This window comes from Vibrio chagasii, from assembly GCA_041879415.1.
Taxonomy (GTDB): domain Bacteria; phylum Pseudomonadota; class Gammaproteobacteria; order Enterobacterales; family Vibrionaceae; genus Vibrio.
Window position 1 is genome coordinate 45,116 of sequence record CP090852.1, and the last position, 25,064, is coordinate 70,179.

Here is a 25,064-nt window from a genome sequence, read left to right on the forward strand (position 1 = left end):
GCTCCTCATATGAGGAGCCTTTGTTTAATAATAAGCCGCTTTATAGAAGGAGCTTAACAGAGTAGGGGGATTAAGCCTCTGCCGTTACTTTAGAGCTGCTCATCTTTTTAAGTGCTGCGTAGCCAAAGCCTGTTACTAGCGTACCTGCTGCAATCGCCACTAGGTACATCAGTACAGGAGAGATAGCGCCAGGAATCAGTAGTACGAATAGACCGCCGTGTGGAGCCATCAGTTGTGCACCAAACATCATTGATAGAGCACCCGTTAGTGCACCACCTGCCATACATGCTGGGATAACACGCATTGGGTCTTTCGCTGCGAATGGAATTGCACCTTCAGAGATGAAGCATAGGCCAAGAACAAATGATGCTTTACCCGCTTCACGCTCGCCTGCTTCAAACTTGTCTTTCACTAGGAAAGTTGCAAGGCCCATACCTAGAGCTGGAACCATACCAGCTGCCATGATAGCTGCCATTGGAGCGTAAGTTTGCGAAGCCAGTAGACCAACACCGAATGTGTAAGCGGCTTTGTTTACCGGACCGCCAAGGTCGAAACACATCATTGCGCCTAGAATCACACCCAGAAGAATCGCGTTAGACGTACCCATGTTATTTAGGAAGTCTGTCATTGCGCTCATTACGCCAGAAACAGGACCACCAACGATGTAAACCATCACAAGGCCAGTGAACAAACTCGCGATAAACGGAATGATCAGGATTGGTTTAAGTGCTTCCATAGATTGTGGAAGTTGAACTTTGTCGGCAATGAACTTCGCAGAGTAACCCGCAATGAAACCAGCCGCGATACCACCTAGGAAGCCTGCACCTGTTGAGCTAGCCAGCATACCGCCGATTAGACCAGGAGCTAGACCCGGACGGTCAGCAATCGAGAATGCAATAAAACCAGCAAGAACAGGAATCATCAGTGCGAATGCAGAACCACCACCGATAGTCATCAGTGCAGCCGCTAGTGTGCCTTCTTCTTTAAAAGCTTCGATACCAAATACGAAAGAAAGAGCGATGATCAAACCACCCGCAACAACGACTGGAAGCATGTGAGATACACCTGTCATAAGGTGCTTGTACACGCCTTTCTTCTCATCTGCAGGTGCTGCTTGTGAAGAAGAAGCTGTATGTTGGTATGGCTTAGCTTCAGCGAACGCTTTCTCAACTTCTTGTTGAGTCTTCTTAAGAGCTGGACCAGTTGTTGTTTTGTAAAGAGGCTTACCGTTGAAGCGATCAAGTGGAACGTCGATGTCAGCTGCGATGATAACTAGGTCAGCGTCTGCGATTTCTTGGTCTGTTAGTTGGTTCTTCGCACCTACAGAGCCGCGAGTTTCCACTTTGATTTGGTGACCTAGGCGTTTGCCTTCTGCTTCAAGCGCTTCTGCTGCCATGAAGGTATGTGCAACACCCGTTGGGCAAGCAGTAATCGCAACGATCTTTTTGCTGCCTGTGCTTGCTGTTGTAGAAGAGTTTACTGACGTACCAGCCACTTCAACAGTGCTTTCAACTTGAGATGCGTCTAATACCGTTGCTTCTGCTACCGCTTTCTCTAGAAATGCTTTTGCATCTGCAGTGCACTCAGAGATAGCAGCTTGGTAAACCTTTTTGCCTACGAAACGTGTTTTATCTACGTTTGTGTTAGCTGCAATAACCACAACGTCGCTGCTGTCGATAGCGTCTTGTGATACTGGAGATTCAGGTAGTACGCTTGATTGGCATTCAATAGCGGCGTTCCAACCCAGTGCTTTTGTTGCTTGCTCTAACAAGCCTGCTGCGATGATGCTGTTTGCTACGCCACTTGGGCAAGCTGTGATAATGGTAATATTCATAATAAACCTTTTGTCCTATTTGCTTGTGTCTAACTGGTTAGTTGGAGCACCAAGCACCTGTAATTGGATATTTTGTAGTACTGAATCCAGCTCTTGTTGGCTGGTTACACCCACACCTACCTGCGAAACGGCTAAGGCAGATAGGGCGGTTGCGAATTTGAGAAGTTCTGGTTTTGGCATTTGCTGCATGTGACCCCAACATAGGCCAGCAACTAAGGTGTCGCCTGCGCCTACGGTGCTCACTACTTGCATACGCGGTGGTTGAGCATGTAACCATTCACCTTGGTTAAGCCACATCACGCCTTCAGCGCCAAGTGATACCACGATGTTGTCGATGCCTTTTTCGCTTAGGGCTTGGCCTGCGTGTTGGCATTGGTCACGTGTTGTCAGCTCTGCATTGAATAGCTGTGATAACTCTTCATCGTTCGGCTTAATCAACCAAGGCTGTGAATTGATACCTGCTTTAAGTGCATCACGGCTGCTATCGAAAAGAACCTTTTTGCCTAGGTCACGCAAGCGTTGTACCCAAGAAGCGCAAAGCTCTGGTGATACGCCTTGTGGCAAGCTGCCTGCAATCACGAAATAATCGTGCGTTTCAGCCAGTTCTAGTAGGGTTTCTTCAAACGCTTTAATTGCGTCAGCATTAACAGGAACACCAGGGAAGTTGATGTCGCTTACTTGGCCTGAGTTCTCTACCAGTTTCACGTTGATGCGAGTCGCGCCATCAACACGGATGAAGCGGTCAGTTGCGCCCATCTGTTCGAACAGTTGACAGAAGGCTTCTTCGTTATTGCGACCAAGGAAACCTGTTACGGTCACTTTAGCGCCAAGCTCAGAAAGCACTTTTGCTACATTTACGCCTTTACCTGCGGCGTGCAGAGAACCTTGATTCACTAGGCTTACCGAGCCAACATTCAGTGCATCGATAGCGCCTGTTAGGTCTAGGGCAGGGTTTAGCGTAACGGTAACGGCTTTGATTTGTTTATCAGACATATCGATTCCTTAACCTTCGCCAAGACCTGAAGCGATAGCTTTACCGATCGATTCAAGTGCTTGTGCTGCATCATCACCTTCAGCAACGAACTGAAGCTGGTGGCCATGTTTCACGCCAAGAGCGATGACTTTCATTAAGCTCTTCGCGTTTACTTCTTTTCCGTCGCCATCTAGGTTTGAAACGCGGATAGAAGATTCGAATTTCTTCGCTTCAGCAACCAACATTGCACCCGGACGAGCGTGTAGTCCGTGTGCGTTTTTGATCTTGAATACTGCGCAGTTATCATCACCTTCAGAAGCTGTAGAAACTGCTTCACCTTTAAGAAGGCCAATCACTTGTGCAACGTCAGCAGTTAACAGTTGTTGCTGTTTACCTTCGAAAACCATTTTGCTTAGGTTCGTTAGAATAGACTGGTGCGCGCTGTTACAAGCCGCGAATGCCACAAGAGCTTTCACAGGAGTGCCTTCGAATTCACAATCGTTCGCTGTAGAAACGAAAGATACGCCAGTGCGAGTTACGCCTTTATCGCTGCCCAATAACCACAGGCCTTGGCCTAGGTGAGTTGGAGTTTTTGTTACTAGGTCAGCAACGAATGCGTTGTCAGTACAGCCCGTGTTCTTCAGTAGACCGCCCGCAACAGCAGACATTTGAACCATGTCGCTTGCTGGGAACAGTAGTTGAACTAAAGAAGCGTCTAGGTCAGCTTCTAACTGAACTTCGCCATTAAGTAGGGCGATGATTTCGTCTTCTGATTTCGCTTGTTTTAGTTTCTCTTCAACACCATCCGCCGCTAGAACCTTTGTTAGCTGCTTAAGGATGCCTAAGTGCTCGTCAGATTTCGCTGCAATACCAATTGCTACGTAAACACGGTTGCCGTCTGCCCAATCAATACCTTCAGGGAAGTGGTGTACTGCAACGCCTGTCTCTTTTACAAGGCCGCGAGTGTCTGTGGTGCCGTGAGGAATCGCGATGCCGTTACCAAGAAACGTAGAGTTCTGGTTTTCACGGTTTAGCATTCCTTCAAAGTAGCCTGAGTCCACTAGGCCTTTCGCGGTTAGGTCGCCAGCAATGTTCTGGATAGCTTTGAATTTGTCATCGGCCGTTTGACCAAGAGTGATGTCAGATTTTGATAATTTAAGCATGGTGCCTCTTTAGCGTATCGCTTGAGAATTGTGTATCGCTACGATTCAGTCTAGAGCAATATTTGCTCGTTACTTGCTCTTTGTTTTATCTAAGCTGAATCGGTTCAGCATTCAGTGTAAAAAAATTCAGCAAAGCCAATTCTGTTAACCGAAATAGTTTTGCTGCGTGTCGTAATTTCAGTTTCATTCATAACGAGAAGCCGAATCACGACAAATGACGCTCAATCCATACAAAAGGATGATTGAAGTCACTTTTCAGATTTTGCTGAATCCTTTCAGCTTTTATACTGAATCGATTCAGCATATAATTCAACTAATCCAAGGATCAGAAGATTGGTTATATGATCCTACGCACAAAATACAGGTCACCCATATGACACTAGATGAGATTGCCAAACTAGCCGGTGTGTCGAAAACCACAGCTAGCTATGTGATTAACGGCAAGGCGCAGAAATACAGAATCAGTGAGAAGACTCAGCAGAAAGTAATGGCGGTGGTAGACGAGTATAACTACCGTCCAGACCATGCTGCTTCTTCGCTGCGTGCTGGTAATAGCCGTTCATTTGGTTTGATTATTCCTGACCTGGAAAACAGCAGTTACGCGCGTTTAGCAAAGCTGATAGAGCAGAACTCACGTAAAGTGGGCTATCAAATCCTGATTGGTTGCTCTGATGATGACGCCGAAACCGAACGTAAAGTAGCGGAAGCGTTGGTGAGCCGTCGTATTGACGCCTTGCTAGTGGCGAGCTCTATGCCAGACGCTAACGAGTTTTACTTGAAGCTGCAAAACTCAGGTACACCAGTCATCGCGATTGACCGTCCGTTAGACGATGAACATTTTGCCTGCGTGATCAGTGAAGACTTCGAAGCAGCGTTTGAACTGACACATTCAATTCTAGATGACAACATTCATAGCGTTGGGTTAATCGGTGCACTGCCTGATCTGAACATCTCGCGCGAACGTCACTTAGGTTTTGAAGCTGCGAATAAGGCTCACACACAGCAAACCGGGCTTGATGAAAATAAGCCAACGGTTGTCGGCTACGGTGAGCACTTTGATCGTGAATCCGGTCGAGAGGTGTTTGAAGAGTGGATAGCTAAAGGTACAGTCCCTGATGCGATTGTTACTATGTCTTACACCTTACTAGAAGGTGTACTTGATGTGATGGTCGAAAAGCCAGAGCTGATCAATCAAGTGAAGTTGGCTACTTTTGGTGATAACCGATTATTGGATTTCTTACCCTTCAAGGTTCACTCACTTCCGCAGCAATTTGAGGTCATCGCAGACAGTGCGTTTGCGTTGGCATTGAACGCTTCAGCAAAACGTTACCAGTCAGGCATTGAATTGGTGCCGAGAAGTTTGGTGAAACGTACTTAACGCGCTAACGATTCAAGTTTTAGAGAGCCTCAGTGACTTTTAAGGTACTGAGGCTTTTTTGTTTTTCTATTGAACCCTGTTACCTGTTTGTTTCTTCACATTTGCCTGTTTTCCGTAATACCTGTCTGTGTTTGCTTAATACTTATTCATTTTATCGGCGTTTATGTATGTCAGTTATCGGTTGTGTGCGCGATGAATCAGCTTCGGGAATGAATATATCTTGGTCTGATCAGTGCACTTAACCTAATGTATAGTCGTCACTTTTCAACTACAATAAACAGTCATTTAGATAACATTTTGGTGGGAAAACTCACAGTGGTTAAGCAGTACTCTTGTGGTGATTTGGTTTTCGATATCGAAAAGATGACCATCACAAAAGATCGTGCAGAACGGGCATTGAATTATAATGAATGTCTGTTGTTCAAAGCATTCTTAGACAGTTCAAACCAAGTCCTGAGTAAAGAGACGCTAAAGCAAGCGGGATGGCCTGAAACCATCGTCACGGATTCCTCCCTTCAAAAGTCAGTACAAAAGCTTAGACTTGCTATCGCTATGTCTGAATCGGTTGAGTTACGCACTATTGCGGGTGTTGGTTACATGCTTTACTGCAATAACGCTTCCCTTGAAGCAAAACCATTAGATGCTCGACGTTTCAACGCGACTAAACTAGCAAAGATACTGTTGGCGTCAGTTTCTATTTTGTGCATTGTCTTATCTTGCTTTAACTTTTTGAGGGTGACGAATACTCACTTAATGCCTTATTTACATGAAGATTATGAAGTGGTGGATATTGGTTCTCATGAACTGTTGAAGCGCAAAGATATGATTATTTCGCCTGACATTGAGGCGGTGATTCAACGCTTCGAATGTGATTGTTTTTATTTCATTGGTGAAAAAGCGGGACAATACAATCTCTCTGTTTATGACAAAAAACGTCATCATAGCGAGAACTACTTTTTCGAAATTGAGGCTCTGCCAGAAATAACGGAGGGGCTGTTCAATGATGAATAGCCTGATGAATCTAGTTTGATAAAACTTAGCTTAAAATCTAGCTTAAAACCTTGGATCGCTCTTCTGATTGCTTCCGTTGCTCTTTATGGTGCGTCACTTTACGTGCTTAGTAAAAAGCTTTTGCTTAATGGCAGGTATATTACTGAGGTACAACAATATTCTGATGATATGCAGGTTTGGAGAGAAAGAATTGAAGTTGATTTGAATCGGAGTCATATAGAGTCAACAATATCGATAGAAGGGGATGGTTTAGAAGGCGTCGCACTTTTTTCAGTGGACGGGAAAATAACCAAATCTTTCGATGGCGAATTTGAGTTTTCTTACGATACTGAAGCCATTCAAACCACTGAAGTATTAGATGGTTACCAAGCCGCGAGTTATACCACAATGTTCCTGTCGGGTACCTCGAAAAACGAATTGATTTATCACGGACAAGGAGTCGATGTCATTTCGAGAGAGCGGAACTACTTGATGCTAAGCCGAGTTAGGTAATAGCAATCTATAGATTTACCTCATTAAATGCAAAGCCCAAATCAATGTTATCTCCCGGCTAACCGGGAGATAACGACATCAACTCTATCTGTGTTAGAAGTGGTATTTCACGTTTGCCATTAATAACCACTCATCACCCACTTTAAGGGTATCTTTGTAGCTACTACCGTCTTCTTCTGTCCATTTAGCTTCAAGTTCATTGGTGTGGTAAACGTAGTTTACTTCTGTACCTATGCTCCAACTATGAAAACGGTAGTCGAGTCCTGTTTGAGCACCGAGGACGATTCCGTTTAGGTCATCTGCATCATAGTCAGCGTTGAACATTTCATAACCCAATTTACCGCCCACTGTCCAAGCGAGTTTTTGTGTAATAGGCACGATGTAGTTGTATTTAGTAAATAGTGTACCTACCTCAAGATCATCATCGCTGCCTTCGCTATTTTCATTATTTTCGACACTGGTACCACGGTAATCATAACCAATACTAATTTGATGAGTTTGATTGATTGTCATACCGCCTTCGACACCAAATACCATTGATGAAGAAAGATCTTTCTCACTCTTAGTCCCGTAATAAGTGGACTCTGATTCAATTTGTCCACTTAAACGTGTACCAACATCAATACCGATAAACGGTTCGTAGTTCGCAGCGGCGTTGGCGTTGAACGTTGTCGCTGTGGTTAGAATGGCAAAAGCAAAAAGTGGTGTTGTTTTATTAAGCATCATTGGTTCCTATTAAAAAGGCTGAGAGTTAACTTTGTTGTTATTGTTTTTCACGTCGTGGTGAATTGATGCTCAAGTTAGAGGCTAGGGTAGGAAAGGAGAAGCGAATTGTGCGGAATAGGACAGAAAAAAGCTAAAGTACTTGTATTGATAATTCTTTAGCTTTTTTATCTTGTTAAGCTTTTGAAATGTTTTAACTTTTAATTTTTCGCTCTTTTCTATGAATTAGCAATGGATATTGCTACTGAATCAAGATTCCAAACTCAACCAGCGCTACCAAGCCTAAAAGTAGGGCAAGTACCTTCCAAAACTGGATTGGATGACGGTCGAGCAGTGGTTGCTTGGTTTTACGTTTTACTAATTTTGAATTCGGTGTGTATAGATCTGAGATAAAATCGCCAAGCACACCGTATCGTTCGGTCGGGTGTTCAGCGCAGGCTTTGTTTAGTACCAGATCAAACCATGCAGGAATATCGGAGCGGTGTTGAGTTATCGGGCGGTATTGCCACTGGTGATGGCGCGATTGCATGAGTGAGCGTGGTGTCATTTCTGGATAAGGCAGTTGCCCTGTCAGCATTTCATAGCCGATAACACCAACAGAGAATAGATCCGAGCGTGTTGTCGCAACATTCTGCTTGATACTCTCTGGTGCGATGTAGTTTACCGCTCCGAGTGGCACAGCGTCCTCTTCAAAAGGTAATCCTTCTTCAATTCCGCGAATGAGTACTGCTCCCAAGTCGATGAGTTTGATGTCACCATTTGGCAGTAACATGATGTTTTCAGGTTTGAGATCGCGGTGCACCATATCGGCACGTTGTAATACACGAATGCCTTGAACGATCTTCTCTAAAATAGCCCGGACTTCAGGTAGATTTGGCTTAGGATTGTCGTACATCCATTGTCTTAACGTCACGCCTTCAACCATTTCACACACTTGGTAGAGAAACTGCGACTTCTCATCGGTAGGGTACACCTTCATGATGCGCTTGTTGTTGAGTAGCATCCCAGCCCATTGTTCGTTATAGAAGGCTTTGAGCTCTGCGGGGTCATCGCGATATTGCAGAGAAGGCACTTTAATAACGAACTCGGTTTGCGTCTGAGTTTGTATGACTCGATATACATGACTTCGCGTTCCAGAATAGAGCACTTCTAGGACCTGAAACTGCTCGATCATCTGTCCAAGTTTGAGCACAGGAGGGATAACGCGGGTCGCGAGCTTTTCGTGAAACTCAATTAGAGAAGGCTTAGGGAGTTGAGCCACTTCAAGCATTAAGCAACTCACATTGTCTTTGCTGTTTTTAGCTAGTGCTTTATTACAAACGGTTTGTGTAGCGAGCTCAAAGTCGAGTTGATTCGAGGCCGCTTCCATTAGATCAGATTCATCAACAAATTCATGCACGCCATCGGTGGTGAGAATAAAGCGATCTTTCGCTTTGATGGCCACAGTTTGGTAATCGACGTTAAGTTGGTTGTCCATGCCTAAAGCACGAGTGAGGTAGTGGGTATTGACTAGATTTTTTCGGGTGTGATCTCTAGTTAACTGCTGAATCTCACCGTCACGAACTAAGTAGATGCGGCTGTCACCCACATGGAAAATATGCGCTGTGTTTGATTTGAGAATCACTGCGCTAAAGGTCGACACCATATTGTTGTGCGCGAGTTGTTTTTCGTCATCAAGACCGGAATAAGAGGCATTGAACAGCCAAGAATTGAGTGAAGTCAGAACCTTTTGGGCAGAGCGTTGAATACTCCAGCTTTCAGGAGTGGCGTAATAGTCGGTAATGAACTGCATTACGCTGGTGTGGCTGGCTTTTTGCCCTTGTTCGCTGCAACTTACTCCGTCCGCAATACAGGCCACACTTCCTTTGAACTCATGTTCCGCTCTGGTCTGAGGGTGTTTAACGATAATCGCGTCTTGATTTTCGTTTCTTATCCCTTGGTGTGAGTAGCCGCCGAAATTGAGCTTTAACTGATTGCTAGCCTCCGCGTGAATACTCTGAACCTTGGTTTGTGGTCCCTTTGGCATCACAGCCTGGCTCCGTTCTAGCGTGGCGTCTTGAGTTTGACTGAATGAAAGCGTCATAACGTCCTTGCTCCTTTGGTGCTCATTGTTACTTGAAGAAAGAACAAAAGCTCTCAGTAATAACGAGAGCCCTTGAACGAAGTAACCAAGTGTCGCAGCCCGGTTACTTCTCCCGATTCAATGAGTGATTAGCTCGATACGTTAATCAAGGTTACGCTCCCGTCGTCGTTCACTTCAGCGATCTGACCATTGGGCTCTTCCATGAACATCAGAGTTACGAAGCCAAGAACCGCCGTTGCAGCAATAACAAGGAAGAAAGTCTGGTAGCTAACAAACGAAAGTACGGTTAGGTAAACTACCGCACCCACGTTTCCGTAAGCACCTGTCATACCTGCAATCTGGCCTGTCATACGGCGTTTGATAAGAGGTACTGTTGCAAATACTGCACCTTCACCTGCTTGTACGAAGAACGAACATGCCATTGCCGCAACAACTGCCAGCCATACTGGCCATGTGCTTTCGACTTGACCCATAGCGAAGTAACCTACAGCCAAACCTGCCGTTAGGATAAGTAGGGTTGGTTTACGACCAAATTTGTCTGAAATCCAACCGCCACCTGGGCGAGACATCAAGTTCATGAAGGCATAAGCTGAAGCCACCATACCAGCTAGAACAGGCGTTAGTTCGAAGGTTTCAGAGAAGAACAGTGGCAGCATAGAAACCACCGCTAGCTCTGAGCCGAATGTCGCAAAGTACAGAACATTTAGTACCGCAACTTGCTTAAATTTGTATTGGTGGATCTCTGGTACTTCTTCTTTGAATACGTTCTTATTCACTTTCCAAACTTGAGTTACTTCATACACATACAGTGCAGCAAGTACCGCATACACACCGTAAACAGCAGGGTCTGAAAGCATACCGATACCTGATGGAGACAGTTTCCAAGCCAGCAGAGCTAATGCCGCGTACATAGGGATCTTCATGAAGAGTAGAAAGAAAAAGTCACCCTTAGACGTCACTTCCATTGCCGTTACTTGAGCTGGCTTGAAGTAGGTAGAACCTTTTGGTGTGTCGGATACGTTTTTGTAGAACACAACAGAGAACAATAAACTCATTACACCCGTGATACCGACAGCGTAACGCCAGCCATCTTCGCCACCAAATACCAATGCTAGGGTAGGAAGAGTGAACGCGGCCGCAGCTGAACCAAAGTTACCCCAACCGCCGTAGATACCTTCTGCTGTACCCAGCTCGTTATGTGGAAACCATTCAGATACCAAGCGGATACCAACCACGAAGCCTGCACCGATAAAGCCGAGTAGGAAACGGGCAATAGCGGCTTGAATGAAAGAATCAGCTAGTGCGAACATGAAACACGGGATCGAACAGATCGCGAGTAACGAAGAGTATACGAGTCTTGGGCCGTAGCGGTCGGTAAGCATACCAATCGCGACACGCGCTGGAATGGTTAAGGCAACGTTTAGGATTAGAAGGGTTTTGATCTCTTCAGTGGTTAGCCCTAGGCTGGTTTTTACCATCTGCAGTAGTGGTGCGAAGTTAAACCAAACCACAAAGGTGATGAAAAAGGCGATCCAGCTAAGGTGTAAGACCTTCATCTTACCGGTAAACGAAAACAGCGAAAATTTTGAGTTATCCATGTATTAAATCCTTTAAATATGGAATCTAGAGTTATCTAGCCGTCCACATGCCAACTCCATAGCTTGCCTAGACTGTTAATTATAGGCGGCTAAGGCATGTTAATGGGTGAATTTGAAAGTACAACCTTTTAGGTAGCTAACTTTTGGTTAGTCGATAGCTTTTGGTTAGTCGAAAGCTTTTCGTTAGTTAAAGCTAAGAGCTAACTCGCTAAGGCTTCTGGAGCCAGAACTTGAATCTGGTTGCCTTGCCTGCGTACTTCAAAACGGGTTAGGGCATGTTCAGGTTCTTCTAAACAGGCACCTGTCTCTAGGTGGTAATGCTGCTTGTAGAGTGGTGATGCCACATAGGGTTCTCCACTTAACGATCCGATAATGCCGCGTGACATAACGTTGGCTTTGCCTACTGGGTCGAAATTCGAAAGGCCATAAAGCTTGTCACTGCGTTTGCAGTAAAAGATAGCGACTTGATGATCAGCCACCTTGGCACACACACCCGCATTGGGTGATAGTTCCTCTTGAGAGCAAACAGTGGTCCAGTTTTCCATGACAGTCTCCTTGGTAATTTATAGAGTCTTTGATTTGTTCAATTTCGTAAAAAGAAGGTCGTAAAGAAAGAAGGTCGCTAGCAGTGAATTGCCGAGAACGAAGGATCTGCTAACGACCAAACCGGTTACGAGACTTCCGTAATTTCAATTTGTTGTGTGTTGCTTAATGCCTGATTACGCTCTGCTTCTTGGTCTGTGTTGACCGAAGGCTTCGGGAAGCGCTGTTCACGTTCTTTGATAAATGACAGGCTAGAGTCCATCTCATCGCTATTGATGTAGTGCTGGAAGCGCTTCATCTTGACTGGGTTTTCGATGGTGGTTTTCCATTCACACTGGTAGTTTTCGATGTTGAGCGCGATGTCGGCTTCAAGTTCAGCGGCGACATTGAGTTTGTCTTCAATTACCACCTCTTTGAGGTAATCCAAGCCACCTTCTAAGTTTTCCATCCAAACCGAAGTACGTTGCAGGCGGTCTGCAGTACGTGTGTAGAACATCAACACGCGGTCGATATATTGAATCAGAGTTTGCTCATCTAGGTCGGTTGCGAACAGGTCTGCGTGACGAGGGCGCATGCCGCCATTACCACAGACATACAGGTTCCAACCTTTATCTGTCGCAATAACACCAATGTCTTTTGATTGCGCTTCGGCACATTCACGAGTACAGCCAGATACCGCAAATTTGATCTTGTGTGGTGAACGTAGGCCCTTGTAGCGGTTCTCTAGTTTAATCGCGAGGCCAACACTGTCGTTGACGCCATAGCGACACCAAGTGCTACCCACACAAGACTTCACTGTACGAACCGATTTACCGTAAGCGTGGCCAGTTTCAAAGCCTGCATCAATCAGCTTTTTCCAGATGGCAGGCAGCTCATTAAGTTGTGCACCAAATAGGTCGACACGTTGTCCACCAGTGATCTTGGTGTAGAGGTCGTACTCTTTTGCCACTTCCCCCAGTACGATCAGTTTGTCTGGCGTGATTTCACCGCCAGCAATACGTGGAACCACAGAGTAGGTACCGTCTTTTTGCATGTTGCCAAGGTAGATATCGTTAGTGTCTTGCAGTTCGATGTGTTCATCTTTCAGGATGTAGTCGTTCCAGTAAGAGGCGAGAATAGAACCCACCGCCGGCTTACACACGGTACAGCCTAAGCCTTGACCATGAGATTCAAGCAGCTCATCAAAGGTTTTGATTTTGTTAACGCGAATAATGTCGGTCAGTTCTTGGCGCGAGTAAGCAAAGTGCTCACAGATGTCGTTAGAAACTTCGACACCCAGGTTGCTCAATTCGCTATCTAATACTTGTTTAGCAAGGGCAGAACAGCCACCACAACCGGTCGAAGCGTTGGTCGATTCTTTCAGCGCCGCCATTGTAGTGCAGCCAGCAGAAACGGCTTCTTTGATGTCGCCTTTGGTGACGTCGAAACATGAACAAATTACAGCGCTGTCTGGAAGCGCTTCAACACCCATGGCGCTGCCAGAATCGTCAGCAAGGTTTGGTAGAATCAGTACCGATGGGTTCTCTGGCAAAGGCATATCGTTTTGCTTGATTTGCAGCAGTGAACCATAGGCTTCAGCATCACCGACTAACACAGCACCGACGATCTTCTTGCCATCAGCAGAAATAATTAAGCGCTTATAAACTTGTTCAATTTCATCGTTGTAGGTGTAAGACTGCGCACCTTCTGTTTGACCGTGTACTTCACCAATACTCGCTACATCTACGCCTAGCAACTTAAGCTTGGTGCTCATATCGGCACCCGTAAAACTGCTCTCATCTTCGCCATTGGAAAGAATATGGCTTGCTGCGACTTTCGCCATTGAGTAGCCCGGAGCTACCAAGCCAAAGATTTTGTTGTCCCACAGCGCACATTCACCAATCGCGTAAACATCATCGATGTTGGTTTGGCAGTTATCATCAATCACGATACCGCCACGTTCGCCAATCGCGATGTCAGAACTACGAGCCAATGCGTCTTGAGGGCGAATACCGGCCGAAAACACGATCATATCGGTTTCAAGGTGAGTGCCATCGGCAAAGTTCATGCGGTAGCGAGCATTTTCACCCTCTACAATCTCAGAGGTCGCTTTCTCGGTGTGAACTTGTACGCCTAGGTCTTCAATTTTGCGTCTCAGCAGGGCGCCACCGCCTTCATCGAGTTGAACAGCCATTAAGCGAGGCGCAAATTCTACGACATGTGTTTCTAAGCCAAGGTTTTTAACTGCGTTTGCGGCTTCTAAGCCCAGTAGGCCACCACCGATAACCACGCCAGATTTACTCTGCTTGCTCGATAGTTCAATGGCATCAAGGTCTTCAATAGTGCGGTAGACGTGACAGTGTTCTTGGTCGTTCCCTGGAATTGGCGGTACGAACGGGAATGAGCCTGTTGCCAGAATCAGTTTGTCGTAGCTTTCACGGTGACCATTGTCAGTTACGACCGCTTTATTTTCGGTATCCAGCTCAGTGACTTTGGCATTGATTAGGTATTTGACGCCATTTTCTTGATAGTAAGCTTCACTCGTCAAAGACAAGTCGTCGGCTGATTTACCGTTGAAGTAGGCCGTGAGCTGAACACGGTCATAAGCAAGTCGTGATTCTTCACTAAAAGTGATGACTTCATATTGGTCTGAGTCAGCTTGAATAATGTTGTCGATAAATTTGTGGCCAACCATGCCATTACCAACGACGACAATCTTTTGTTTGCTCATAGTAAATTCCTTTTTTGCTGGCTTCCTAGCGTTTCTAAAACTTCCCACTCTCTGGTGGATAATGTGCTGTTCTTCCAATGAACTAAAAACTGTAAATTTTGGGTTGTTGGTATTTATGGGAGCAAGTAGGGTGCCAGATAAAAAAGGCGATCAATAAAAATAATTAAATCGAATAAAATCAATTGATTGTGTGAATCACTAAATGGCTACCTACCCCTAAAGTGGTAGTTGTTCAGAGTGGGATATTTATGAAAATGAGCCTTTGTGGTGCAAAATTGATCAACATGGTGCAAATATCTCAATATTTATTTGATTAGATTGAGATAACCTTATTTCTTGTAATTGAATTGTGTTTAAGTGCTTGTATTTTAATAGAAATTTTAATGTGCATTATTGGGGTGAATAGTGGTGCGTAAATTGCTTTATTAAAAAAGAGAAATTTTCATCGCGAAGAGTGGGGAATAAAAGGCGCTCTGTTAGAACGGTGGAAACAATAAAAAGAACATTGCACGAGGGAAGAGTGATGAGTTCAAACAAGGATTGGATCAAATCAACGTGTGCTTACTGTGGCGTAGGTTGTGGCATTGAAGTAAGGCCAACTGCTTCGGGGAAATTAGAAGTGCGTGGCGACAAAGACCACCCATCGAATTATGGCAAGTTGTGTACAAAGGGCGCAGCACTGGGAGACACCGTAACGCCAATCGGTCGTTTAACTCAGCCAATGCAAAGAGTCGCAAGCGGACAACAACTTCTGCCTTGGAGTAGCGCATCTCAGCTGGTGGCTGATAAATTCAAACAAGCGATAGAAGAGCATGGTCCGGACTCTGTCGCCTTTTATGTGTCAGGCCAACTACTGACAGAAGACTACTATGTCGCTAACAAGTTGATGAAGGGCTTTATCGGTAGCGCCAATATCGACAGTAACTCTCGCCTTTGTATGGCATCTAGTGTCGTTGGGCATAAGCGTGCGTTCGGTACTGATACCGTTCCGGTTTGTTATGAAGATCTAGAGCAAGCCGAAGTCGTCGTTATCACTGGTTCAAACCTCGCTTGGTGTCACCCGGTTCTTTTCCAGCGCCTACGAGCAGCCAAGCAAGCCAATCCAGACATGAAAGTGATCGTCATTGACCCGCGCTACACTGACACCTGTGAAATTGCCGATATGCACTTGGCATTGGAATCTGGCTCTGATGTAGCACTATTCAATGGCTTGTTGGCTTACTTAGATGATAACGACAAGCTTGACTCTGATTACATTGAACATCACACCCAAGGGTTTACGGAAGCGATTCGAACCGCTACAGATTACCGCTATACCGAATCAGGTTGGGGCAAAAAAAGCGTTCCTGAACTGACAGGGCTTAGCGAGCAACAACTCGAACAGTTCTATCATTTGTTCGCATCTAACGAGAAAGTGCTCACCATTTACTCCCAAGGCGTAAACCAATCCACACAAGGGTGCGATAAGGTAAACGCCATTATCAACAGCCATTTAGCGACTGGCAAAATCGGTAAACCGGGTATGGGACCATTCTCTGTCACAGGTCAACCAAACGCGATGGGTGGGCGTGAAGTGGGTGGTTTAGCCAATACCTTAGCAGCGCACTTTGAATTTGGTGATCCACAATCACATCGAACCGTGAGCGAATTTTGGCAGACGGATAACCTAGCAACCTATGCGGGTCTAAAAGCCATCGACCTGTTTGATGCTATGAATGAAGGCAAGATAAAAGCGGTGTGGATCATGGCGACGAACCCTGTCGTGAGCCTGCCTGATAGCGAAAAAATCAAAACTGCATTAGAGAAGTGCCCGTTTGTTGTGGTGTCGGACTGCATTGCCGATACGGAAACCACACGTTTGGCAGATGTCGTGCTGCCTGCGCAGGGGTGGAGTGAAAAGTCGGGTACTGTAACCAACTCTGAGCGTCGAATCTCACGCCAACGCCGCGTATTACCAAGCCCCGGAGAAGCCAAGCCAGATTGGTGGATTTTAAAAGAAGTCGCACAAAAAATGGGATTCAAAGACCAGTTTGATTACCGCCACGAAGGTCAGATATTCAAAGAGTATTGCGAGATGACAGCGCTCGGTAATGAAACGGGCAAAGCGCGTGACCTGTGCTTAATTGGATTAACAAAACTAGACGAAAAAGGTTATGGCGAGCTGACTCCACAGCAATGGCCAGTAATGGAATATCAACCAGAGATCATCGAGCAGCGCATGTTCACCAATGGTGAGTTCTTTACTGAATCGGGTAAGGCCCAGTTTATTGCGGTTGAACATGATAAGCCGATTGCCGATAGCAGTGTCGAATTCCCACTTATTATGAACACAGGCCGAATCCGAGACCAATGGCACACCATGAGCCGCACTGGCTTGGCGGCGGGCTTAGGCGAACACACACCAGAGCCTTTTGTTGCCATGCACCCAGATACCGTTGCAGAGCTTGGCTTAGATGAATTTGGGCTAGATGCCTTCAACCACGCCACTATTAATCCGGTTGTGAAAGTGCGCAGCGCACAAGGTGAATGCCAAGCCCGCTTAGTCGTAACCAAAGAGATGCGTCGTGAACAGGTGTTTATGCCAATTCACTGGAATGCGCCGACCGCCAAAGACAGCAAGCCGTGTGACCTGATCTTGCCTCATACCGATGCAGCTTCAGGCCAACCTGAATTTAAACACACACCTGTCGTGGTAGAGCCGTGTGGCTATCGCAGTGAAGCCGCTTTGGTCAGTGACAAGGTAATGGATTGTAGCGGGTTTGATTACTGGGTTCGCCAAAGAGTGGAGGGCGGTTTTCTATATCGTATCTCTTCATCTAAGAACCCAATGGAGTTGGTGATTCAGTTGGCTAACACCCTTGATGCCTTACCAGAGCCAAACGCTGATGCCATCAAATCACTCCATTACCACGGCAACAAATCGTTCAAGAACTACGGTTCAGCCAAGCTGGATCAGTTTGGTGTAAAGCAAGCCTTTGTAGTGAACAGTAAGCTCGATCATGAAAGTATCGATTGGCTGGTGGGATGTCTCACCCGAGAAGCTGATGAAGAATTCGAAGCCGAGTTTTTGAGTACATTGGCGAAGTAGCTGACTGCCTCTAACCTATTCATGCCTCATGTAAAACGCCGACTACTCTGTCGGCGTTTTTATTTACTCGCGAATACTCCAGCCACTATGTCAGTCGATGATAAAACAGAGAATATAGTAGGGCGGGTGCCACGAATATCTGGTTGGTTCAAGGCAATTACCAAGTGGCGCTAAAGCTCACTTCGTCTAGTTGCTTAAATTTACCCGAATTGCACTTAACTTTACCTGCAATATGGTTTCTAGATACATAGGTCAATGTAATCTTTCCGCTACTAGAATCGGCAACGATAGTGCCATTTTGTAGCGCCATTCTAGCTTTGCATCGTGTATTTATACCGTCTTGTAGGCTTAGATAGCCACTATTTGCAATTACTACCGTGTTTTTGTAGTTATCTCCATTTAATGAGATGTTCATTTTATAAGATTTCCCTTGCTCTCTTCGCATTTGGTCGTAATCGCTAGAGTCTAAGAAGCCATTCCCAAGGCTAATTAACTGAGAGTACTTTAGCTCACCGTTTGCAGTCACGAAGACTAACTCTTGAACACCATCGCCATTCAGATCGGCCATTGAGAAGCTTTGTACGTTTTCATTTGGAAGAAGAGTTTTTGGATCACTAACAACCAGATCCGATGCACTGGCATTCGCCATAATAGCCATAGACAACATTAGCACTGACTTTTTCATTAAATATCCCTTGTTTAATTTTTATTGTACATGGTGCATATATTCATGTGTAATTGCGCATGGTTGCATATGGATGTTTTAATTTCAAATGGATAAGTATTTTTAGCCATAGATATCAGGTGCTTATTCCAAAGTGACCATCATTCTCGACAGAGAATCTTACGGCTTTCCGGCATACACAGACTTAAAATCAACTATCCCGCCTGAACAAGGATGTGTATGGATAAAATGATAAGTAATACACATATTCATATTATTTCTACATTTAATTAGAGCTATTAGGAATACTTCTGTTTCTTGTCATGTATGATGCGGATTTCTTGCTAAGATATTGTTATTAAATGATTTAATTGTCGACCGAACGGCTTTCGCTCTGTTGGCGTACGAAGTGTATGGTGCAAAGACGAGATATAGGGCTATTTACCAAGAGAAAATTATGAATACAACGGATGTAATGCAAAAGTACAACGAGTTCGAGAGAAAACGTTTTAACTCATTCAATGGTATGAAGGTAACAGAGAACAGCCTGACTAAGTTCGTATCTAACGATCGTCATGGTAGCTATATCTCCTTTTTCGACTTCGATGAAAGCCTCACAGACTCTATCGTCAAAGAGCAACTGGCGTATTTTAAGCAGCGTAACCTATGTTTTGAGTGGAAGACGTACAGTACCGACACACCAACGAACATCAGTGCAGTATTGCTCGAGAATGGTTTTGAGCAGGATGAGCACGAGTCATTCATGGTGTTGGACTTATCTAAGGCCACCTGCGAGCCCTTTGATGAAGGCAAAATCACCGAGGTGACGGATAGCAAAGGCATTCGCGATGCAATCAAAGTCCAACAACAAGTTTGGGGTGGCGATTTCGAATGGCATTACAACCACTTAGTCAGCCTTAAACAGCACGCGCCAGATTCGGTGTCTATCTATGTCGTGTATGTCGACGACCAGCCTGTGACCTCAGCGTGGATCGTATTTAATGGAAGTAGCCCCTTTGCAGGTATTTGGGGCGGCAGCACCATCGAAGCATTTCGAGATAATGGCTATTACAGTTTGCTACTGAACAAACGTATTGAGGAAGCCAAGTCGAGAGGGGTTAAATATCTTACTATCGATGCTTCTGATATGAGTAAACCCATTGTATCCAAACGTGGTTTTGAAGTGGTTGCGACAACGACAGGGTATACATCACCAAGTAGCGAGTAATGTGTTTCAAAGGAGTAAGGAATGAATAATCAAGTACGTGTCGGTGTGGCTGCGGTCATTTTTCGGGAAGGACGCATTCTACTTGGCGAGCGCATAGGCTCTCATGGCGCGAATACGTGGGCGACGCCTGGTGGGCACCTTGAGTTGGGTGAAAGCATTGAAGAGTGCGCGCAGCGAGAAACCCTTGAAGAGACAGGGTTAGAGGTCGGCGCTTTTAAGAAGCTCGGCTTTACCAACGATATATTCGAAAACGAAGGCAAGCACTACGTCACCTTGTATGTTGTCGCGACCAGTTCTAGTGGTGAGCCCCGAGTCATGGAACCTCATCAGTGTAAGCAGTGGCAATGGTTCGACTTAGATGAACTGCCAGAACCTCTGTTCTTACCTTTGGTGAACTTGTTGAAGGAGCCGGTAAACTTCAAGAATTTTGACTAGTCAGAACGCCCATACTTGGTACTGAAAGTACATTGGGTTATCTTGTTCACTCTTTTACAACGTAATGATTCAATTGAAAACTCAAAGGAAAGCATGGCAGTTCTAGACATTCTTACCGCACCAGATCCGAGGCTTAAAGTGAAAGCGGAGGAGGTGAAAGATGTATCGATGATACAAACACTCATCGACGATATGTTAGAAACACTCTATGCCACTGATAATGGTATCGGATTGGCATCCACTCAGGTCGGTCGTAAAGAGGCCGTGGTGGTTATCGATATTTCAGACAGCCGAGACCAACCGTTAATCTTGGTGAATCCGGTAGTCGCAAGTGGCTCCAACAAAGCTTTGGGCCAAGAAGGCTGCTTATCAGTACCTGATTACTATGCGGATGTAGAGCGTTTTACGTCTGTGGTTGTGTCTGCTCTCGACAGAGAAGGGAAACCAATCACCATTGAAAGCGATGACTTTCTCGCTATCGTAATGCAGCATGAAATTGACCATTTATCGGGTAACCTATTTATCGATTACCTATCGCCACTAAAGCGTCAAATGGCGATGAAAAAAGTTAAAAAGTACCTCAAAGCGTACGCTTAATCCGGCTTATAAAGCACTATCTCTTCAAACCCAACGAGTGGATTTCAACACATCGGCGTTGGGTTTTGTCGCTATCCTTCCCAATTCAGTATGTTATCTCTTTCATATTATGCGACTTTTAAATAGGTTGTTCCGTTCCTCTAGTAGAAACATGGTTTGCCAAAACACTAAGCACCGAAGCAATAACTTAGTAAAGATATATGGCAATAAAGGAATATGATGAAGAAAAACCTCGTGGTTGGCAGCGCCTTGTTGGGTGTTGTGACACTCTTTTTTGTTGGACAACGCTGTGGCGAAGAACTGGCCCTTGCTCCTTGTGACATAGGCGAAAAAGTCGAAACTCCCGTCCACTTCTTTACCGATGCATCGATGAGCGAGTCAAAAATTCAGAAGATGATAGGCTACTCTAATCTTGTTCTTCAAAATTCATGCGTACCGATGGAGCGAACATTATCAGGTATCACTAGAATCGATCTCTCCAGTTTCCAAGATGCGGAAAGTAGCAAGCTGCACACACAATTAGTCAAGCTGGTTGGCGACGAAGTGTTGGAACCCATGCAGCGAGAGGGGAGCTACTATGCATTAGTTCTTCCTGAAGACCACGAGTTCTCAGACGAAGGAATCGTGGGTTCGGTTGATCTGAATTTAAGCCGCAGCTTTTTAGTGCTGTCATCTGCTGCAGAGGTAGAGGTACTTGAGCATGAACTGGGCCATTTGGCTTGGGCGTGGCACAACGACACTCCTGACTACTGGCTTAAAGGTATGTTGCTACAAGAAAACCATGATTACATAAAACCTTACTCTTTCGGCGCTTTGTGCCGAGAAGCAGGCACCGTGATGACCTACGCTGAAAAAGTATTGCCCGTGTATTCTTCGCCAAACATTCAATACTACGGAAAAGTATGTGGTGATGCAGAAAATGCAGACAACGCAAGGCACATGCGAGAGTTTGCTCAGTCACTGGCTTTAAATGCCGCAACATAGGCATCTAAAACAATAAATGAATAAATACCGACCCCAGAGGTCGGTATTTTTATGCGTTAGTTCTAATTAGAGCCACACTCCAACATAAAGCCATCTTCAGTGCGGCGTAAAGTGATCGTCGTGCTGGCCTCTAATTCCCCTTCCGGTAAATAAACCGCGCAGTTCTCGAACCCAGCAGAGTTAGTTGAATTGATCGTTTCATAGACCTCTTCTGAGCTGTCTACATTTTCACCTGCGTAAACAATAACGTTATCGATTTGGGCAAGCATCTGGTCGGAATTTTGTGTTGCTTTAGCGTGAGCGAAAACAGAAAGAGAACCAAGAGCAAGAAAACCAAGAGCAAGAAACAGTAAAGCCTTTTTCATTGTATACCTCGTAAGAGTCTAGGGTTGGTGTCGAGGTGCTAATATACATTGCAATATCTGTAGATCAACAAAAAATTATCGAATAACAATAATTTTTTGTTGTTTTTATTGTGTCGTACCATGCGTAAAACGGTGCAAGCCTCCGGTTTTCTTGGGCTGTTCGCTCCCAACTAATCCTTTTCTCGGTTGTGAAACTTTTTAGTGCCTACGTTCCCGCTCAGTCACGCTTAAAGAGAGTGAGATTCGCGATAACTCATCTTCCACAATTGATTCATAAGACGTGGTGCTTTTGTTGCCAGTAATGTTTGTAGCCAAGCTAGCGCTTCAAAACGTTTGGCACTGTGCTTAGTAGAGCTCATCACGCATCAAGCGGCTCGAAAGTGAATCGTTATGCTCGGCATTAAAGTGTTAGAACTATCAATAGAGTGTGTTTTATTTTAAGTATGAAATACTGATTGAATGGACGACTAATTTCACATATCATCTTACGAAATTGAACGTTGTTCTGTAAATTCATCAGTAAGAGACTCGCTGATACTGCGGCTTAATCATCATGCTACCCACAGTTCTAGAACCAAGGTGCCTAGGCTGTGGCGAAGAAATTAACGAGCAGGACGATGACTAACTCACATATTGACTCACTTTCTGCTTTTTTGCCGAAACTATATGGAATTTTTCTGCTTTTCATCATGTTTGATAAAGAAGTAAGCTGGTAAGGTGCTGTTATTAAATGGGTTGTTAGACAGAGCCTGAGCGGTTTAGATTACTAGACAGAATTGTTTCAGGGACAAAATGCAGAACTATTCTGTCTAATATAGCTGCTATGTGCCTAAAGCTAGGCATCAAATATTAATAGGTTGCGTATATGGATTCGTTCCAAGAGATTTTGGGTAAGGATGTAGCTAGTTGTTACATTCCGTTAGTCGAGAGTGTGTTAAATAATAGAAATCACACTATCTATCAATTCATGTCGCATTCAGACTTCAAAGCTCTACAAGAAAGTGATGTGGATGAAGCAAATGCCCAATATATTAAAGAGATTATATTTCGGTCACATTTTGCATCAATGTCTTCAATCGCAAAGAACCTTGAATGGCTTAAAGGTATGAAGTTCTCATATGAAAATGGCTTATATTTGCCTTTTTCATCATCAATGCGCTCCCTTATTGAATCTACCGCAGATAGTTTTGATGCCTTGTTACACGTAGGTATTACGTTGTCCGAGCACAACAGAGTTTTGAATAAAAAGTTGAAAAAGGGCGGAGGAAACTTTGTAACACTAACTGAGCTTGAAGATGTTTTGATTCATTACTCGCACGCGAGGAGAATTGGAAAAGGTGAAAAAGCTCCTACAACTCACAAAGCAAAGCAGCCTTATGAATACATTAAAAATCTCGATAGAAAAACTGGGCAAAAGTTTTATGAGTTGTATGGTGAATTATGCCAACTAACTCATCCAGCAGCACAGGGTGTTCTGCATATGATGCCTGCTATCAGTGACAGCAAGTTCTTCTTTGATGAACGATGCGGCAAAGAGAAAATAGAACTACTGCTAAAAAGAAACAAAGATCTAATTCCAGATCTAATTGCCTTTGCATTTAACCCCGGATTACTGACGTTAAAGGTTTTAAATCATTTAGACTTAAGTTCTTGTCATTCTGAGTACTTGAAGATAGTAAACTTTGATGCCATACCGGCTTGGCTTCGTTGTAAAAAGCATCTGAACGTATAAGCGGCACATAACAAACTGTTTAAGAGGGATTCGCAATGCGTTGGTTTAAGTGATTAAGGTGGAATGCAGCGGCTTCGGTATTGCGTTGCTCCTCCTTAACAGGGCGTTATATTTCAATCAAAGTTGGTTAGATAATAAAAAGGTAAAGTGATGGAAAATGAAGTTCTTACGAGTGATGTATTTAAAACATCTCGTGAGTTACCATTAAATTATGTATCAAGAAAACATGCAGATCAGTGTTTTCTTGATGCTTTAACAGAAGACTCTCATTTAGTTATTCATGGAAGTTCAAAGCAAGGGAAAACGTCTCTTCGAAAGAATAACTTGATGGAAAAAGACTATATAGACATAACATGTTCTAATAATTGGGATTTGGATGACCTCCATGTTGCAATATTAAAGGAAGCTGGATATACGGTCACGACATCAGAATCGAAAACTATAAAAGGTAAAAGTAAAATTCGACTCAAGTTTGAATTACCTTTCGTAAAGGGTCCTTCGGTAACGGGAGATGTTGGATATGAGCAAGCCAAACAAGTCAACAAACAAAATCTAGAACTTGATCCTGGTGATGTGAATGATGTCATTCGAGCTTTGTCTGAAATCAACTTCGAGCGTTACATCGTCGTTGAAGATTTTCACTATCTACCTGAAGATACGCAAATTGATTTTTCTATCGCGTTAAAAGCATTTCATGAAGCCTCAAAATTGTGCTTTATTATTGTCGGTGTTTGGCTAGAAGAAGATAGGCTAACTGTTCATAACGGAGATTTAACCGGTCGAGTTACCTCAATCAACGCAGATTTGTGGAAAGAGGAAGACTTGGATGAATTATTTACCATTAGTGAATCTCTACTCAATATTTCTTTCGCAGAACAATTCGTGCAGGACGTCAAGAAATACTGCAATGGTAGTATTTTCTTAGTTCAACGGTTATGCCATGAGTCCTGTAAAGCTAAGGATATTACAAAAACTCAATTAGTAACCACTTTAGTTGGCGATGATTTTGATGTTAAAGCAAAAATCCGAGAGCTACTAGAAAGTCAAAACTCGCGTTATCTACGATTCCTCACAGATTTTAGTGCCGGGTTTGACCAGACAAAGTTGGATTTATATAAGTGGATATTATTTGCGCTAATTGAAACTGAAACTCAAGCTCTAGAAAAAGGTTTGCCAGCAGCGGCAATTCGACGAATTATTGAAAAGAAACACCCAAAACGCAGTGAGTTAAGTCATAAGAAGCTCTTACAAGCACTAAGGAAATCTGTCGATCTTCAGGTTAAGAGCCGAATACAGCCAATAGTTTTTGAATATGACTCGAATACAACACGCGTCAAGATAGTAGATCGTTCTTTTCTACTTTGGAGAGAGTTTCAAGACAAAAACGATCTTTTAGACCACGCCGATTTAACAGACGAAATCAAAACTAACATCGTAACTGAAATAAAACAAATTGTTTAAGA

20 protein-coding genes are annotated in these 25,064 nt (G+C 44.3%); 10 read left to right on the forward strand and 10 right to left on the reverse strand.

The window, feature by feature from the left end; all coding sequences use genetic code 11:
* Nucleotides 1–70: 70 nt before the first annotated feature.
* From fruA to fruB, 3 genes are read right to left on the reverse strand one after another with little or no spacing between them, the layout of a single operon-like run.
* Nucleotides 71–1,834, reverse strand: a complete 1,764-nt coding sequence (gene fruA, locus L0991_14330) for a PTS fructose transporter subunit IIBC (GenBank protein XGB64738.1) — start codon at nucleotides 1,832–1,834, stop codon at nucleotides 71–73.
* 15 nt (nucleotides 1,835–1,849) lie between these two features.
* Entirely contained in the window at nucleotides 1,850–2,827 is a 978-nt protein-coding gene (gene pfkB / locus L0991_14335; GenBank protein ID XGB64739.1) for a 1-phosphofructokinase, read from the reverse strand.
* A 9-nt stretch (nucleotides 2,828–2,836) separates the two neighbouring features.
* The gene (gene fruB / locus L0991_14340; protein ID XGB64740.1) at nucleotides 2,837–3,970 is read right to left on the reverse strand and encodes a fused PTS fructose transporter subunit IIA/HPr protein; all 1,134 of its coding nucleotides are present in this window, start codon (nucleotides 3,968–3,970) and stop codon (nucleotides 2,837–2,839) included.
* Nucleotides 3,971–4,343: 373 nt separating this feature from the next.
* Between fruB and cra the strand changes: the two genes are divergently transcribed.
* The 3 genes from cra to L0991_14355 all read left to right on the forward strand — a co-directional run bounded on the left by cra (nucleotide 4,344) and on the right by L0991_14355 (nucleotide 6,851).
* The gene (gene cra, locus L0991_14345; protein ID XGB64741.1) at nucleotides 4,344–5,348 is read left to right on the forward strand and encodes a catabolite repressor/activator; all 1,005 of its coding nucleotides are present in this window, start codon (nucleotides 4,344–4,346) and stop codon (nucleotides 5,346–5,348) included.
* A gap of 315 nt (nucleotides 5,349–5,663) precedes the next feature.
* Nucleotides 5,664–6,359 carry a winged helix-turn-helix domain-containing protein gene (locus tag L0991_14350; GenBank protein ID XGB64742.1) on the forward strand — a complete coding sequence of 232 codons (696 nt, stop codon included), beginning with the start codon at nucleotides 5,664–5,666 and terminating at the stop codon, nucleotides 6,357–6,359.
* A gap of 15 nt (nucleotides 6,360–6,374) precedes the next feature.
* Nucleotides 6,375–6,851 carry a hypothetical protein gene (locus tag L0991_14355; protein ID XGB64743.1) on the forward strand — a complete coding sequence of 159 codons (477 nt, stop codon included), beginning with the start codon at nucleotides 6,375–6,377 and terminating at the stop codon, nucleotides 6,849–6,851.
* A 93-nt stretch (nucleotides 6,852–6,944) separates the two neighbouring features.
* On the opposite strand, the gene L0991_14360 is transcribed toward L0991_14355, so the two are convergent.
* The 5 genes from L0991_14360 to nirB form a co-directional block, all read right to left on the reverse strand.
* Nucleotides 6,945–7,574, reverse strand: a complete 630-nt coding sequence (locus tag L0991_14360) for a porin family protein (GenBank protein ID XGB65443.1) — start codon at nucleotides 7,572–7,574, stop codon at nucleotides 6,945–6,947.
* A 241-nt stretch (nucleotides 7,575–7,815) separates the two neighbouring features.
* A complete protein-coding gene (locus tag L0991_14365; GenBank protein XGB65444.1) occupies nucleotides 7,816–9,600 on the reverse strand; it encodes a bifunctional protein-serine/threonine kinase/phosphatase in 1,785 nt (594 codons plus the stop codon).
* Between the two features lie 185 nt (nucleotides 9,601–9,785).
* Nucleotides 9,786–11,255 (reverse strand): NarK family nitrate/nitrite MFS transporter, encoded by a 1,470-nt coding sequence (locus tag L0991_14370; GenBank protein XGB64744.1) that lies wholly within the window; start codon nucleotides 11,253–11,255, stop codon nucleotides 9,786–9,788.
* Nucleotides 11,256–11,455: 200 nt separating this feature from the next.
* Entirely contained in the window at nucleotides 11,456–11,800 is a 345-nt protein-coding gene (gene nirD, locus L0991_14375) for a nitrite reductase small subunit NirD (protein ID XGB64745.1), read from the reverse strand.
* Nucleotides 11,801–11,925: 125 nt separating this feature from the next.
* Complete coding sequence (gene nirB / locus L0991_14380) at nucleotides 11,926–14,508, reverse strand: nitrite reductase large subunit NirB (protein ID XGB64746.1); 2,583 nt, start codon at nucleotides 14,506–14,508, stop codon at nucleotides 11,926–11,928.
* Between the two features lie 505 nt (nucleotides 14,509–15,013).
* On the opposite strand from nirB, the gene L0991_14385 reads away from it, so the two are divergent.
* A complete protein-coding gene (locus L0991_14385; protein XGB65445.1) occupies nucleotides 15,014–17,596 on the forward strand; it encodes a nitrate reductase in 2,583 nt (860 codons plus the stop codon).
* Between the two features lie 157 nt (nucleotides 17,597–17,753).
* On the opposite strand, the gene L0991_14390 is transcribed toward L0991_14385, so the two are convergent.
* A complete protein-coding gene (locus L0991_14390; protein ID XGB64747.1) occupies nucleotides 17,754–18,281 on the reverse strand; it encodes a hypothetical protein in 528 nt (175 codons plus the stop codon).
* Between the two features lie 436 nt (nucleotides 18,282–18,717).
* On the opposite strand from L0991_14390, the gene L0991_14395 reads away from it, so the two are divergent.
* From L0991_14395 to L0991_14410, 4 genes are all read left to right on the forward strand, one after another.
* Complete coding sequence (locus tag L0991_14395; protein ID XGB64748.1) at nucleotides 18,718–19,488, forward strand: GNAT family N-acetyltransferase; 771 nt, start codon at nucleotides 18,718–18,720, stop codon at nucleotides 19,486–19,488.
* 21 nt (nucleotides 19,489–19,509) lie between these two features.
* Complete coding sequence (locus tag L0991_14400; protein ID XGB64749.1) at nucleotides 19,510–19,923, forward strand: NUDIX hydrolase; 414 nt, start codon at nucleotides 19,510–19,512, stop codon at nucleotides 19,921–19,923.
* 93 nt (nucleotides 19,924–20,016) lie between these two features.
* On the forward strand, nucleotides 20,017–20,520 hold the full coding sequence (def, locus tag L0991_14405) for a peptide deformylase (protein ID XGB64750.1): 504 nt from the start codon (nucleotides 20,017–20,019) through the stop codon (nucleotides 20,518–20,520).
* A 216-nt stretch (nucleotides 20,521–20,736) separates the two neighbouring features.
* Nucleotides 20,737–21,504, forward strand: a complete 768-nt coding sequence (locus tag L0991_14410) for a hypothetical protein (GenBank protein ID XGB64751.1) — start codon at nucleotides 20,737–20,739, stop codon at nucleotides 21,502–21,504.
* A 62-nt stretch (nucleotides 21,505–21,566) separates the two neighbouring features.
* On the opposite strand, the gene L0991_14415 is transcribed toward L0991_14410, so the two are convergent.
* Nucleotides 21,567–21,869: a hypothetical protein gene (locus L0991_14415; protein XGB64752.1), complete on the reverse strand. Its 303-nt coding sequence runs from the start codon at nucleotides 21,867–21,869 to the stop codon at nucleotides 21,567–21,569.
* An 865-nt stretch (nucleotides 21,870–22,734) separates the two neighbouring features.
* On the opposite strand from L0991_14415, the gene L0991_14420 reads away from it, so the two are divergent.
* Complete coding sequence (locus L0991_14420) at nucleotides 22,735–23,601, forward strand: hypothetical protein (protein ID XGB64753.1); 867 nt, start codon at nucleotides 22,735–22,737, stop codon at nucleotides 23,599–23,601.
* 150 nt (nucleotides 23,602–23,751) lie between these two features.
* Nucleotides 23,752–25,062, forward strand: coding sequence for a hypothetical protein (locus tag L0991_14425; protein XGB64754.1), 1,311 nt, complete (start codon nucleotides 23,752–23,754; stop codon nucleotides 25,060–25,062).
* Nucleotides 25,063–25,064 lie beyond the last annotated feature (2 nt).